The 13,397-nt window shown below is 73.4% G+C and carries 13 protein-coding genes; 10 read left to right on the top strand and 3 right to left on the bottom strand.

Going from position 1 to position 13,397, the window contains the following annotated elements; genetic code table 11:
* Positions 1–27 precede the first annotated feature (27 nt).
* From SM573_RS04725 to SM573_RS04715, 3 genes are all read left to right on the top strand, one after another.
* A complete protein-coding gene (locus tag SM573_RS04725; protein WP_474611881.1) occupies positions 28–1,497 on the top strand; it encodes a magnesium chelatase ATPase subunit I in 1,470 nt (489 codons plus the stop codon).
* A gap of 2 nt (positions 1,498–1,499) precedes the next feature.
* The gene (locus SM573_RS04720; protein WP_474611882.1) at positions 1,500–3,452 is read left to right on the top strand and encodes a VWA domain-containing protein; all 1,953 of its coding nucleotides are present in this window, start codon (positions 1,500–1,502) and stop codon (positions 3,450–3,452) included.
* Between the two features lie 103 nt (positions 3,453–3,555).
* Positions 3,556–4,017 carry a hypothetical protein gene (locus tag SM573_RS04715; protein WP_474611883.1) on the top strand — a complete coding sequence of 154 codons (462 nt, stop codon included), beginning with the start codon at positions 3,556–3,558 and terminating at the stop codon, positions 4,015–4,017.
* 20 nt (positions 4,018–4,037) lie between these two features.
* Here SM573_RS04715 and SM573_RS04710 read toward each other — a convergent pair whose 3' ends face one another.
* Positions 4,038–5,030 (bottom strand): GlxA family transcriptional regulator, encoded by a 993-nt coding sequence (locus SM573_RS04710; protein ID WP_474615554.1) that lies wholly within the window; start codon positions 5,028–5,030, stop codon positions 4,038–4,040.
* A gap of 52 nt (positions 5,031–5,082) precedes the next feature.
* Here SM573_RS04710 and SM573_RS04705 point away from each other — a divergent pair, with 52 nt between their 5' ends.
* Positions 5,083–6,390, top strand: coding sequence for an MFS transporter (locus SM573_RS04705; protein ID WP_474611885.1), 1,308 nt, complete (start codon positions 5,083–5,085; stop codon positions 6,388–6,390).
* A 48-nt stretch (positions 6,391–6,438) separates the two neighbouring features.
* Here SM573_RS04705 and SM573_RS04700 read toward each other — a convergent pair whose 3' ends face one another.
* Both SM573_RS04700 and SM573_RS04695 read right to left on the bottom strand, forming a co-directional pair.
* Positions 6,439–6,723 (bottom strand): DUF427 domain-containing protein, encoded by a 285-nt coding sequence (locus tag SM573_RS04700; RefSeq protein ID WP_474611886.1) that lies wholly within the window; start codon positions 6,721–6,723, stop codon positions 6,439–6,441.
* A gap of 73 nt (positions 6,724–6,796) precedes the next feature.
* Entirely contained in the window at positions 6,797–7,267 is a 471-nt protein-coding gene (locus SM573_RS04695; protein WP_474611887.1) for an aminoacyl-tRNA deacylase, read from the bottom strand.
* Between the two features lie 96 nt (positions 7,268–7,363).
* On the opposite strand from SM573_RS04695, the gene SM573_RS04690 reads away from it, so the two are divergent.
* The 6 genes from SM573_RS04690 (at position 7,364) to SM573_RS04665 (ending at position 13,250) form a co-directional block, all read left to right on the top strand.
* Entirely contained in the window at positions 7,364–8,764 is a 1,401-nt protein-coding gene (locus SM573_RS04690; protein ID WP_474611888.1) for an FAD-binding oxidoreductase, read from the top strand.
* On the top strand, positions 8,761–10,104 hold the full coding sequence (locus tag SM573_RS04685) for a class I SAM-dependent methyltransferase (protein WP_474611889.1): 1,344 nt from the start codon (positions 8,761–8,763) through the stop codon (positions 10,102–10,104). The genes SM573_RS04690 and SM573_RS04685 overlap by 4 nt, the downstream gene beginning before the upstream one ends.
* Before the next feature lie 95 nt (positions 10,105–10,199).
* Positions 10,200–10,757 (top strand): helix-turn-helix domain-containing protein, encoded by a 558-nt coding sequence (locus SM573_RS04680; protein WP_474615553.1) that lies wholly within the window; start codon positions 10,200–10,202, stop codon positions 10,755–10,757.
* On the top strand, positions 10,750–11,613 hold the full coding sequence (locus tag SM573_RS04675) for an SRPBCC domain-containing protein (protein ID WP_474615552.1): 864 nt from the start codon (positions 10,750–10,752) through the stop codon (positions 11,611–11,613). Before SM573_RS04680 ends, SM573_RS04675 begins: the two co-directional genes overlap by 8 nt.
* Positions 11,614–11,947: 334 nt before the next feature.
* The gene (locus tag SM573_RS04670; protein WP_474615551.1) at positions 11,948–12,898 is read left to right on the top strand and encodes a CHRD domain-containing protein; all 951 of its coding nucleotides are present in this window, start codon (positions 11,948–11,950) and stop codon (positions 12,896–12,898) included.
* A 118-nt stretch (positions 12,899–13,016) separates the two neighbouring features.
* Complete coding sequence (locus SM573_RS04665) at positions 13,017–13,250, top strand: zinc-ribbon domain-containing protein (protein WP_474611893.1); 234 nt, start codon at positions 13,017–13,019, stop codon at positions 13,248–13,250.
* Positions 13,251–13,397 lie beyond the last annotated feature (147 nt).

Here is a 13,397-nt window from a genome sequence, read left to right as displayed (position 1 = left end):
GGGCGCCCCCGCCCCGGCCGCGCTAGCGTGGGTCGGGTGACTGCGCCCAACCCGGTAATCCCGGTTCCACCGGCCGACCTGCCCCGCACGCTCGGTGAGCTGCGCGCGGCCGGCCACCGCTACCGCACCGTCAAGCAGGAACTCCGCGACAACCTCATCGCCCGGATGCGCGCCGGCACGGCGCGCTTCCCCGGCATCGTCGGCTACGAGGACACCGTCCTGCCCGAGGTGGAGCGGGCGCTGCTCGCCGGGCACGACCTGGTGCTCCTCGGCGAGCGCGGGCAGGGCAAGACCCGCCTGATCCGTTCCCTCGCCGCGCTGCTCGACGAATGGACCCCGGTCATTCCCGGCTCGGTGCTCAACGAGCACCCGATGCACCCACTCACCCCCGCCTCGCGCGCTCGGGTCGAGGAGGCCGGCGACGACCTGCCGGTCGGGTGGCTGCACCGCTCGATGCGCTACGGCGAGAAGCTCGCCACGCCGGACACGAGCGTCGGCGACCTCATCGGCGACGTCGACCCGATCCGGATCGCCGAGGGGCGGACGCTGGGCGACCCGGAGACGATCCACTTCGGCCTGGTGCCGCGCACGAACCGTGGCATCTTCGCCGTCAACGAGCTGCCCGACCTGGCCGAGCGGATCCAGGTGGCGCTGCTCAACGTGTTGGAGGAGCGGGACATCCAGGTCCGCGGCTACCAGCTGCGACTGCCGCTGGACCTGCTCCTGGTCGCCAGCGCCAACCCGGAGGACTACACCAACCGGGGCCGGATCATCACCCCGCTGAAGGACCGGTTCGGCGCGGAGATCCGCACCCACTACCCGGTCGACCTGGACCTGGAGCTGGCCCTGATCCGCCAGGAGGCCGACCTCGTCGCCGAGGTGCCGGAGCACGTGCTGGAGGTGCTGGCCCGGTTCGCCCGGGCGGTGCGCGAGTCGCCGTCGGTGGACCCGCGCTCCGGCGTCTCCGCCCGGTTCGCGATCGCCGCCGCCGAGACGGTGGCCGCCGCCGCGCTGCGCCGGGCCTCGCTGCTCGCCGCCGCGTCCGCTTCCGGCGACGGGGAGGTACGCGCCGAGGCGCCGGTCGCCCGCGTGGGCGACGCGGTGTCGGTGACCTCGACGCTGCGCGGCAAGGTGGAGTTCGAGAGCGGTGAGGACGGGCGCGAGATCGAGATCCTCGCGCACCTCCTGCGTACGGCCACCGCCGACACGTTCCGGGCGCGGCTGGCCGGGCTGGACCTCTCCGGGTTCACGGACCTGGTCGCCGAGGGCACCACGATCGAGACCGGCGAGCTGGTCGGGTCCGCCGACCTGCTGCGCCAGGTGGGCACGGTGCCGGGGCTGGCGAAGGTGCTCGACCGGCTCGGGATGGGCGACGCGCCCACCCCGGCGGAGGCGGCCGCGGGCGTCGAGTTCGTGCTGGAAGGGCTGCACCTGACCCGCCGGCTCGGCAAGGACGTGACCGACTCCGGCCGCACCGTCTACGGCGGCCGGGGCTGAGCATGGCCGGCAACCGGTTCCGGTACGGGCAGTGGCGCGGCGGGCCGGACCCGCTCGCGCCCCCGTACGACGTGCGCGAGGCGGTGGACGCCGTCGGTGCCGAGGTGCTGGCTGGCGGCAGCCTGCGGGAGGCGCTGCGCGACCTGCTGCGCCGCGGCCCGCACGGGCGTGGCGGGCTCGACGAGCTGGCCGCACGCGCCCGGCGGCTCCGCCGGGAGGCGCTGCGCCGGGGCGACCTGGACGGCGCGGTGACCCGGTCGCGGGCCCTGCTCGACCAGGCGCTCGCGGCCGAGCGGGACGAGCTGCGTGGCCGCGACGACGACGCCGCGCGTTTCGCCGAGGCGGTGCTGGACAATCTGCCCCGCTCTACCGCGCGGGCGGTGCAGGAGCTGTCCGGCTACGAGTGGGCCAGCGAGGACGCCCGGCGTACGTACCAGCAGATCCTCGACGGGCTCCGCGACGACGTGCTGGGGCAGCGCTTCGCCGGCCTGCGCGACGCGGTGCGGGCCAGCGCCGACCCGGCGGCCCAGCAGCGGCTCGCCGAGATGATGCACGACCTGAACGACCTGCTGGCCCGCCACGCTCGCGCGGAGGACACCACCGACGCGTTCGCCGAGTTCATGCGCCGGCACGGTGAGTTCTTCCCGGAGCAGCCGAAGGACGTCGACGAGCTGGTCGACGTCCTGGCCCGCCGGGCGGCGGCCGGCGAGCGGCTGATGCGTTCACTCTCCGACCGGCAGCGCGAGGAGCTGGCCGGGTTGATGCGGCAGTCGCTCGGCGAGCGGCTGGCCGGTGAACTCTCCGCGCTCGACGCCCACCTGCGCGCGCTCCGGCCCGACCTGAGCTGGGGGCGGGGGGAGCGGGTCCGGGGCGAACGCCCCCTCGGCTACGGCGAGGCGGCCGGCGCGCTCGACGAGATCGCCGAGCTGGACGACCTGCTCGACCAGCTCGACCAGGAGCACCCCGGCGCGACGCTGGACGACGTCGATGTGGACGCGGTGGCCCGGACGCTGGGCCGGGACGCGGCCGATGACGTCCGGCGGCTGCGGGACCTGGAGCGGGAGCTGCGCCGGCAGGGCTGGGTCTCCCGCGACGCCGAGGGGCTGACGCTGAGCCCGAAGGCGCTGCGCCGGCTCGGCGGCACCGCGCTGCGGCGGGTCTTCGCCGACCTGACCGCCGGGCCGCGCGGCCAGCACGACCTGCGCTCCGCGGGAGCGGCCGGCGAGGTGAGCGGCGCCTCCCGCCCCTGGGAGTACGGCGACGAGCAGCCGCTGGACGTCGTCCGCACGCTGACCCGGGCGGTGCGCCGGGCCGGCCCGCGGGTGCCGGTGCAGCTCGCGGTCGAGGACTTCGAGGTGGTGGAGACCGAGCGCCGGGCGTCCGCCGCGGTGGCGCTCTGCGTCGACCTGTCGTACTCGATGATCTCGCAGGGGCGGTGGGGGCCGATGAAGCAGACGGCGTTGGCCCTGTCGCACCTGATGGCGACCCGCTTCCCGCAGGACGCGCTCCAGATCATCGGCTTCGGCCGGCAGGCGATGCCGCTGACCCAGCAGGAGCTGGCCGGCATCGATCCGGACTACGAGCAGGGCACCAACCTCCAGCACGCGCTGCGGCTCGCGGGCCGGCACCTGCGCCGGCACCCGGACGCCGAGCCGGTGGTGCTGGTGGTCACCGACGGCGAGCCGACCGCCCACCTCGACCCGGACGACGGGGAGGCGCTGTTCCACTGGCCGCCGCTGCCGGAGACGATCGAGGCGACCATCCGGGAGGTGGACCGGCTGGCCCGGTACCGGGCCACGCTGAACCTGTTCATGCTCGGCGACGACCCGGGGTTGCGCCGCTTCGTCGACGCGGTGGCCCGCCGGTCGAAGGGCCGGATGTTCACACCGGACCCCGACGACCTCGGTGAGTACGTCGTCTCCGACTACCTGCGCTCCCGCCAGCGCCGTCGCTAGTTCCCGACGATCACGCAGTTGTGGTGGGACAAAGCCCCTCGTCCGGGTGAACCGGGCACCACAACCGCGTGATCGTCGGGGTGGGGCGGGGTTGACTGGGGGAATGGACAGCGCGCGGCTGCGGCGGGCGTACGAGGAGGTGCTCGCGGAGATCGACGCGGGGGGCTTCGGCCCGCCGCCGGAGGGGCAGCTGAGCGCCGAGGAGATCGTCGCGCACCTCGCCGCGAACGACGAGCTGATGGTCGAGGCGACCGAGGCGGTGCTGGCCGGCGCCCCGTACGCCTACTATGACCTGGAAGACATCCACCGCCCGCAGGTGGACGCGCTGGTGGCGCAGTGCGGCGGGCTGGACGGCCTGGCCGCGCTGCTGCGCGGCACGAGCCAGAAGCTGTGCGCGCTCGTGGAGCGGCTCGGGTTGGCGGCGGAGACCCCCGTCGAGACCCACCTGCGCGAGGGCTTCGACCTCCGCGTCGACGACAGCCTTCCCTGGGGCCGCACCCTCGACCTGCACACCAGCGTGCACCTGCCCAAGCACCTGGCGCAGCTGCGCATGCTGCGCACCTGACCTCCGCCCCCGCGAGGGGATCAGGGGGTGCGGCGGAAGGTGCGGCGGTAGGTCGACGGCGCCACCCCCACCCGCTGGTGCAGTTGCTGACGCAGCGCGGCGGCGGTGCCGAAGCCGGCGCGGCGGGCCACCTGGTCGATGGTGAGGTCGGTGGTCTCCAGGAGCAGCCGGGCATGCTCGGTGCGCTGCTGGAGCAGCCACTGCGCCGGGCTGAGCCCGGTCTCGGAGCGGAACCGCCGGGTGAAGGTGCGGACGCTCATCCGTGACCGCTCGGCCATGTCGCGCAGGTTGACCGGCTCGTGCAGCCGCTGCCGGGCCCACTCCCGGGCGGGCGCGGTGCTGGTGTCGGCCACCTTCGGCACCGGGCGCTCGATGTACTGGGCCTGGCCGCCCTCCCGCCACGGCGGGACCACGCAGCGCCGGGCCGCCTGGTTGGCGACCTCGCTGCCGTGGTCGGTGCGGATGACGTGCAGGCAGAGGTCGATGCCGGCCGCGACCCCGGCCGAGGTGAGGACCCGGTCGTCGTCGATGAAGAGCACGTCGGGGTCGAGGTCGACGGCCGGGTGCAGCCGGCGGAATTCGTCGGCGTGGGCCCAGTGGGTGGTGGCCCGGCGCCCGTCGAGGAGTCCGGCCGCGGCGAGCACGAACGCGCCGGTGCAGATCGACATGATCCGGGCGCCCCGGTCGTACGCGTCGCGCAGCGCGGCGCGCACCTGCGGGTCGATCGTGCCGTCGGTCAGGGCCGGCCCGCCGTGGATGCCCGGGACGATCACCGTGTCGGCGCTCTCCAGCAGCTCCAGCCCGTGCTCGGGGAGCACCTGGTAGCCGCCGCTGGCGCGGATCGGCCGCCGGTCGGGGGTGCAGACCTCGACCCGGTACCACCGCCGGCCGTCGGGGTCCCGGGCGGTGCCGAAGACCTGGGCGGGGGTGCCGAGGTCGAGACCGACGACATGGTCGAGGGCGAGCACGGCGATCCGGTGCTGGGGACGGGCCATGGCCCGATTATTGCGCATCATGGCTTTCCGGCCACTCGTCGCCGGGCTCGCCGCTCCCGAGACTCGTAGCGTGACCACACGCCGCCCACACCCCGCCTGGATCGTCGCCGCCGTCGCCTTCGTCGCCCTGGTGGGCGCGGCCGGCTTCCGCGCCACCCCGTCGGTGCTGCTGCACCCGCTGCACGCCGAGTTCCGCTGGCCGCTGGCCACCATCTCGGCCGCGGTCTCGGTCAACCTGCTCCTCTACGGGCTCACCGCGCCGTTCGCCGCCGCGCTGATGGACCGGTTCGGCATCCGGCGGGTGGTCGCCGCGGCACTGCTGCTGGTCGCGGCGGGCAGCGGACTGACCGTGTTCATGACGGCGAGCTGGCAGCTCGTCCTCTGCTGGGGCGTCCTCGTCGGGCTCGGCACCGGCTCGATGGCGCTGGCCTTCGTGGCGACCGTCACCGGGCGCTGGTTCGTCAGCCGCCGTGGCCTGGTCACCGGGGTGCTGACCGCCGGCGGGGCCGCCGGGCAGCTCGTGTTCCTGCCGCTGCTCGCCCTGTTGGTGCGGGACCACGGCTGGCGGGCGGCGGCGCTCGTCGTGGCCGGTGCCGCGCTCGCCGTCGTACCGCTGGTGGTGTGGCTGCTGCGCGAGCACCCGGCGGATCTCGGCCTGCCGGCCTACGGTGCGACCGAGGTCACCCCGGCGCCGGTGGCGACCGGCGGGGCGGCCGCCCGCGCGCTCGGCGCGCTCGCCCGGGCCGCCCGGACCCGGCCGTTCTGGCTGCTGGCCGGCGGCTTCGCGATCTGCGGCGCGACCACGAACGGCCTGGTCGGTACGCACTTCGTGCCGGCCGCGCACGACCACGGCATGGCGGAGACGACCGCCGCCGGCCTGCTGGCGCTCGTGGGGCTCTTCGACATCGTGGGCACCGTCGCCTCGGGCTGGCTCACCGACCGCGTGGACCCTCGGGTGCTGCTCGGCGCCTACTACGCGCTGCGGGGTGCGTCGCTGCTGGTGCTGCCGAGCCTCTTCGCGGGCCGGGCCGAGCCGAGCATGCTGGTGTTCATCATCTTCTACGGGCTGGACTGGGTGGCCACGGTGCCGCCGACCGTGGCGCTCTGCCGGGAGTACTTCGGCACCGCCGGGGCGGTCGTCTTCGGGTGGGTGTTCGCCGCCCACCAGTTCGGCGCCGCGATCGCCGCCAGCGCCGCGGGGCTGGTCCGCGACCGGCTGGGGGACTACGCGCTGGCCTGGTACGTGGCCGGGGCGCTGGCGATCGGCGCGGCCGGTCTGTCGCTGCTGCTGCGCCGCCGTCCGGCCCGGATCACGCCGGTCCCGGCACTGGCCGCCGCCGGGCCGGCCGCGGCGAGGGCGTGGCGCTACCGGGGCTGACCCCACGCTCGCCCGTCGCCGCCCGCAGGGGCGGCGACGGGCGAGCGCTCAGTCGACGACCCGGACGTCCTTCCAGAACGCGACCCGGTCGCGCACCATCTCCGCCTCCGGCTTCGGGTCGGGGTAGTACCAGACCGCGTCGGCGCTGGCCCGCCCGTCGTGTTCGAGGCTGTAGTAGGAGGCGGTGCCCTTCCACGGGCAGCGGGTGTGGGTGTCGGAGTCGCGGATCACGTCGTCGCGCAGGGCGGAGCGGGGGAAGTAGTGGTTTCCCTCGACCACGACGGTGTCGTCGCTCTCGGCGATGACCAGGTCGTTCCAGACGGCTTTCGGCATGCGCTACACGCTATGCCGCCCGCTCCGCCGCGACCACCGGGTCGGGTCACCGGCTCGTCGGACGCCGGACCCGTCAGCGACCCGGCTCCGGGTCGGTGACGTCCGCGACGGTCGCGCCCAGCGCGGCGAGCGCCGCGTCGGCGTCCACCGCCACCGCCACCCCGTGCTCGCCCGCGCCGAGCGTGATGGTCCGCCCGCGTACCCGCTCGTCGGCGATCACCGGCCAGGCGGTGGTGGCGCCGAACGGGGTGATGGTGCCCCGCTCGTAGCCGGTGACGGCCTTCGCGGTGGCCGCGTCCGGCATGGAGATCCGGTTGACGCCGAGCAGGGCGCGCAGCTTCGGCCAGGAGATCACCCGACCGCCGGGGGTGAGCACGAACAGGTGGTCGTCCGGCCCGCGCCGCACCACGATCGTCTTCACCACGTCGGGCACCTCCACGCCGCGTACGGCCGCGGCCTCCGCGAGGCTGGACACCGCCTGGTGCCGGATCACCCGGTAGGGCAGACCGGCGGCGTCGAGGGCGGCGAGTGCGGGTGACGACATGCCGTGCACCGTAACGCGTGGTGAGCTGGCCGGAAGTGTGAAAAGGCCAACGTGGACATCCGGTGCGGAGGACGCCTTCGGGCGTACAGTGATCACATGTGCGCGGTCCGTGTGGATCATCAACCGGTCGATCACGAGAGTGCGGTGGCGGCGCTGCGGCGGTCGTACGACGCCGTCCCGCCCGGCGAGCCGGTGCGGCTCGCCAAACGCACGTCGAACCTGTTCCGCCCCCGGGCCACCGTGGACCGGCCGGGTCTCGACGTCAGCGGGCTGACCGGCGTGCTGTCGGTCGACCCCGACGCCCGCACCGCCGACGTGCAGGGCATGTGCACCTACGAGGATCTGGTCGACGCGACCCTGCCGCACGGCCTGATGCCGCTGGTGGTGCCGCAGCTGCGCACCATCACGCTCGGCGGCGCGGTCACCGGGCTGGGCATCGAGTCGACGTCGTTCCGCAACGGCCTGCCGCACGAGTCGGTCGTCGAGATGGACGTGCTCACCGGGTCCGGCGAGATCCTGACCGTCCGCCCCGACAACGAGCACGCCGACCTCTACGCGGCCTTCCCCAACTCGATGGGCAGCCTCGGCTACGCCACCCGGCTGCGCATCGAGCTCCAGCCCGTCCGCCGGTACGTGGCGCTGCGCAACATCCGGTTCACCAGCCTGGAGGCGCTCACCGACGCGGTCGCCGAGGTGACCGCCGGCCGGTCCTGGGCGGGGGAGCCGGTAGACGTGATGGACGGGGTGATGTTCAGTCCGGGCGAGGCGTACCTGGTGCTGGGCCGGTTCACCGACGAGGCGGGGCGGCCGAGTGACTACACCGGCCAGGACATCTACTACCGGTCGCTGCGCCGACGCGTCCGCGACACGCTGACCACCTACGACTATCTGTGGCGCTGGGACACCGACTGGTTCTGGTGTTCGGCGGCCTTCGGCGTGCAGCACCCCGTGGTGCGCCGGCTCTGGCCGGCGCGCTACCGGCGCAGCGACGTCTACCACCGGCTGGTCCGGCTGGAGCACCGGCACGGTGTCGCCGCCCGGGTCGACCGGCTGCGCGGCCGGCCCGCCCGGGAACGGGTGGTGCAGGACGTGGAGATCCCACTGGAGCGGACGGCCGACTTCCTGCGTTGGTTCGCGGGGAACGTCGGGATGACCCCGGTCTGGCTCTGCCCACTGCGACTGCGTGAGCCGGCGGGTCCCGGCTCGGCCCGGGCCTGGCCGCTGTATCCGCTGCGGCCGGGGCAGGACTACGTCAACATCGGTTTCTGGGGGAGCGTGCCGATCGCCGAGGGCGCCGCCGACGGTGACGTCAACCGGTTGATCGAGCGCGTGGTGTCGGAGATGGGCGGGCACAAGTCGCTCTACTCCGACGCCTACTACGACCGGGACTCCTTCGAGCGCCTCTACGGCGGGCCCACCTGGCGTGCCGTGCGGGAGCGCTACGACCCGGAGCACCGGCTCACCGGACTGTACGAGAAGGCGGTAGCACGAGCATGAGCCTGACCGACCGAGACCAGGGGGCCGCGAGCGTCCCCAGCACACCGCCGGCGGGGGGCCGGCGCCCGCGTACGACCGTGGCGGACGTGGTCCGCGCGGTGACCATCGGTGACCTGCCGGTGCGGGTCACCGCCTACGACGGCAGCGCCGTCGGTCCGGCGGACGCCGGCATCACCCTCGCCGTCCGCTCCGAGCGGGGCCTGTCGTACCTGCTCACCGCCCCGGGCGACCTGGGCCTGGCCCGGGCGTACGTCAGTGGGGACCTGGGGCTGGAGGGTGTGCACCCGGGTGACCCGTACGAGGCGTTCCGGGTGCTCAAGGACGACCTGAAGCTGCGCATGCCGGCGCTGGGCGAGGCGCTCAACCTGGTGCGCGGGTTGGGCTGGGAGCGGCTGCGTCCGCCGCCCGCCCCGCCGCAGGAGGCACAGCCGCGCTGGAAGCGGGTGATGGGCGGCCTGCGGCACTCCCGCGCCCGGGACAGCTCCGCGATCTCACACCACTACGACGTCTCGAACGCCTTCTACGAGCGGGTGCTCGGCCCGTCGATGACGTACACCTGTGCGGTCTTCCGCTCTCCGGACGACACGCTGGAGCAGGCGCAGGCGTCGAAGTACGACCTGGTGGCCGGCAAGCTGGCGCTCAAGCCGGGGATGCGCCTGCTCGACGTGGGGTGCGGCTGGGGCGGCATGGTCCGGCACGCGGCCCGCGAGTACGGCGTGAAGGCGCTCGGGGTCACGCTGTCCAAGGCGCAGGCCGAGTGGGCGCAGGCGGCCATCGAGCGGGAGGGGTTGTCCGAGCTGGCCGAGGTGCGGCACATGGACTACCGGGACGCGCCGCACGAGCAGTTCGACGCGGTCTCGTCGATCGGGCTGACCGAGCACATCGGAGTGCGCAACTACCCGGCCTACTTCGGTGCGCTGCGGGACCGGCTGCGCCCCGGTGGGCGGTTGCTCAACCACTGCATCACCCGCGCGGACAACCGGGCCCCGCACCGCTCCGGCGCGTTCATCGACAGGTACGTCTTCCCCGACGGCGAGCTGGCCGGGCCGGGCCGGGTGATCAGCGAGATACACGACGTCGGCCTGGAGGTGCACCACGAGGAGAACCTGCGGCAGCACTACGCGCTGACGCTCGCGGGCTGGTGCCGCAACCTCGTGGAGCACTGGGACTTCTGCGTCTCGGAGGTCGGCGCGGGCACCGCCCGCGTCTGGGGCCTCTACATGGCCGGCTCCCGGCTGGCGTTCGAGCGCAACGACATCCAGCTGCACCAGGTGCTGGCCACGCGCAACAATCCGGACGGCAGCAACGGCTACCCGCTGCGCCCGGACTGGCTGCCCTGATCCGTACCTGACCGCGACGAGAGGCCGCGCGACACGCGCGGCCTTTCGTCGACGCCATTGACAAACAAGTTTTGTACGTACAAACTGATTTTGCCATGAGAGACGTCCTGTACCTGGAGCAGATCGAGCAGGCCGAGGCCCTGCTCAAGCCGCAACGCGTGGAGGTGTTGCGGCAGCTGGCCGAGCCGCGCACCTGCACCGAGGTGGCGGCCCGGCTGGAGCAGACGCCGCAGCGCGTCTACTACCACGTCAAGCAACTGGTCGCGGCCGGCCTCGTCGACCTGGTCGCCGAGCGCAAGGTCCGCGGCATCACCGAGGGCATCTACCAGGCGGCCGCCCGGTCCTACTGGCTCTCGCCCCGCCTGGTGGGCCGCATCGGGCTCCGCCGCGCGCGTGACGAGCTGAGCCTGAGCTACCTGCTCGACCTCATGGAGGAGGTCCAGGCCGATATCGCCGCACTCGACCGTGCCGCGCCCGAGCTGCCCTCCATTGGGGTGTCCGGCGAGATCCGGGTGCCGGCGGAGCAACGCCAGCAGTTCCTGCACGACCTGCAGACCGCGCTGCAGGACCTTTTCACCCGCTACGGCGGCGCCGAGGGAGACGCGTTCAAGCTCGCCGTGGCCTGCTACCCGAAGGGGAAAGACCGTGAGTGAACCGATGAAGCTGCACGCCCGCCTCGCCGCCCCGGTCGAGGCAGTCCGTCGGGCCCTGACCGACCCCGCCGAGCTGCGCGTGTGGCTGGCCGAGCACGCCGAGGTCGACCTGCCGAAGCGCTACGAGTTCTGGGGCCGGCACACGCCCGAGGGCGACGCGCCGCACCAGCGGGTGCTGCACGTCGACGACGACACGCTGCGCTTCGCGTGGCTGCTCGACGGCGTGGAGACGACCACCGAGTTCAGCCTCCGCGCCGAGAGCCCGACCACCACGATCCTCACCCTCAGCCAGAGCCACTTCAACCTGGAGGAGGCGATCAGCGGCACCGGCGGCATCCGCGGCGTGCTCCAGACCTACTGGAGTTTGTCCATCGCCAACCTCGCCGCCCACCTGGAGGGCGCCCCCCTGCTGCCGAAGGTCGACTTCACCTCGACCGACTTCCGGGGCGAGCTGCTCATCAACGCGCCGATGGCCAAGGTGTACGAGTCGCTGACCGACTCCGAGCAGGCCAGCGCCTGGTTCGGTTACCCGATCGGGATCGAGCCGTGGGTCGGCGGTCGCTACGCCATGGGCGGCTTCGAGAGCGGCTACGCGGCGAAGGTCGTCGACCTGGAGCCGGGCCGGAAGGTGTCGGTCGACTGGGGCCCCACGGGCGTGACCACCTGGGAACTCGCCGAGACCGACGGGAAGACCAAGCTCACCTTCGTGCAGAGCGGCTTCGACGAGTCGAACCCGCCGTACGCCGCCTGGGCCGGGTCGGTCAGCGGGTTGGCCGAGCTGCGCCGCTTCCACGAGGTGGCGGACTGGCAGCCCATCTGGCTGCCCGAGGCCGAGACGGCGACCGCGGCCGGCTGACGGCCCCGGTTTCGCCTGCCACACCGCGAAGCGCCCGATCGCCGGGGACGGGATCGGGCGCTTCGCCGTGTACGGCGTGCGGACGGCACGGACGACGCGGGTGGTGCCGCGGGGCGTGGAAGGTCCCTGACGGTCGGATCAGCGAATAGGGTTCGCGTATCCCCTGAACATGGGACAATTTCACCATAGGGCGCGAATTGCTGCACGTGTCGGAGTCTCCTGACCGGTGTCCCACCGACGCGTGGCGCCCTCGCGCGCCCGCGTCCGGCGCGGCCGGCCTCATCGCGCCGCGGTTCCGGGCTCGGGATGACATTCCGAGAAGGGAGCAGTAGTGATGATGGGACGTACGCGGCTGTGGGCCGTGACGATCGCGGCCGGCGCGGCGGTGGCGGTCGGCGCCCTCGGGACCGCCGCCATGGGCGACGGGAAGGACGACTCGGGCGACAAGCGTGAGTCGCACGACCAGCGGGGCGACTCCGGCGACTCGCGCCACCACAAGGACAGAAAGCTGACCCTGCGGGCCGACCTGAGCGGCTACCAGGAGGACCCGCTCACCATCTCCACCCCGGGCAGCGGACGGTTCGAGGCCCGGGTCGACGAGAAGCACCAGGAGATCACCTACCGGCTGAGCTACGACGACCTGGAGGACGTCGAGCAGGCGCACATCCACTTCGGTGGGCGGCACCAGAGCGGTGGGATCGCGGTCTTCCTCTGCTCGAACATCAAGGACGGCAAGGGCGGCCCGTCGAAGGACGTGGAGTCCTGCCCCGAGGCGCCGGCCACGATCAAGGGCACCATCAAGCCCGAGGACGTCGTCGGCCCCGCCGACCAGGGCATCGAGCCCAAGGAGTTCGACGAGCTCGTCGACGCCATCGAGGCCGGTGTCACGTACGTCAACGTGCACACCAAGAAGTACCCGAACGGCGAGATCCGTGGCCAGATCAAGGCCGACGAGGACCGCGAGGAGAAGAACGGCTCGCGGGGCGGGGACGAGCGCGACGAGTCCCGGGGCTGGAACGGCGACGAGGGCGACGAGTCCCGGGGCTGGAACGGCGACGAGGGCGACGAGTCCCACGGCGGCTGGAACGGCGACGACGAGGGCCGGGGCTCGGACAAGGGCGACGAGTCCCACGGCTGGAACGGGAACGAGGAAGGCTGGGGCTCGGACGAGGGCGACGAGTCCCGGGGCGGTAAGGACGACCGGGGTTCGGACAAGGGTGACGAGTCCCGGGGCGACGACAAGGGCGACAAGCACTGGGACGGGTGGGTGAACGGCGAGGCGTGATCTCGACCGGCGCGTCCAGGACGCCCGACCCCGTCACGGGGTCGGGCGTTCCCTGTCGACGGCCGTCGGGTTACGACCGACGGGTGATGAACGGGCTCGTGCGGGGTACTGCCGGGCGATGTTCCTCATCTTCGGGCTCCGCACCAAGGTCGACCGCTCCGGTGTGGCGCAGCAGGTGTGCCGCAACTGCGGTAACCTGGCCGCACAGGTGATCACCCGCCGGTCCACCCGGTTCACCCTCTTCTTCCTTCCGCTGATCCCCGTCCGCACCCGGTACGCGCAGCAGTGCACGTACTGCGGCGCCCAGTACGAGATCGCCAAGGCCGAGGCCGAGCGCCTCGCGGTGGGTTGAGTCCGGTGCCACGCTTCCTCTGCTGGCTGATCGGGCGGCGACCGCTCGCCGCCCCGGTGACCGCGGGCCGGCGCTGCACGCCCGATCGCCGTCCGCGTCGCCGCGTCCGCCGGCCGAGCGCCGGGACCGCCCTGCCCCGCTCCCCCT

It is taken from the genome of Micromonospora xinjiangensis (assembly GCF_056150165.1).
Note: the sequence above shows the minus strand (reverse complement) of the source record. Positions and strands in the feature narration are given on the sequence as shown.

What these genes read in the sequence shown, in the direction of transcription:
- SM573_RS04665 (WP_474611893.1), top strand. Translation starts at nt 13,017, where the DNA reads ATGTTCCTCATCTTCGGGCTCCGCACCAAGGTCGACCGCTCCGGTGTG.
- SM573_RS04710 (WP_474615554.1), bottom strand. Translation starts at nt 5,030, where the DNA reads ATGCGCAATAATCGGGCCATGGCCCGTCCCCAGCACCGGATCGCCGTG.
- SM573_RS04680 (WP_474615553.1), top strand. Translation starts at nt 10,200, where the DNA reads ATGAGAGACGTCCTGTACCTGGAGCAGATCGAGCAGGCCGAGGCCCTG.
- SM573_RS04695 (WP_474611887.1), bottom strand. Translation starts at nt 7,267, where the DNA reads ATGTCGTCACCCGCACTCGCCGCCCTCGACGCCGCCGGTCTGCCCTAC.
- SM573_RS04715 (WP_474611883.1), top strand. Translation starts at nt 3,556, where the DNA reads ATGGACAGCGCGCGGCTGCGGCGGGCGTACGAGGAGGTGCTCGCGGAG.
- SM573_RS04700 (WP_474611886.1), bottom strand. Translation starts at nt 6,723, where the DNA reads ATGCCGAAAGCCGTCTGGAACGACCTGGTCATCGCCGAGAGCGACGAC.
- SM573_RS04685 (WP_474611889.1), top strand. Translation starts at nt 8,761, where the DNA reads ATGAGCCTGACCGACCGAGACCAGGGGGCCGCGAGCGTCCCCAGCACA.
- SM573_RS04720 (WP_474611882.1), top strand. Translation starts at nt 1,500, where the DNA reads ATGGCCGGCAACCGGTTCCGGTACGGGCAGTGGCGCGGCGGGCCGGAC.
- SM573_RS04670 (WP_474615551.1), top strand. Translation starts at nt 11,948, where the DNA reads ATGATGGGACGTACGCGGCTGTGGGCCGTGACGATCGCGGCCGGCGCG.
- SM573_RS04690 (WP_474611888.1), top strand. Translation starts at nt 7,364, where the DNA reads ATGTGCGCGGTCCGTGTGGATCATCAACCGGTCGATCACGAGAGTGCG.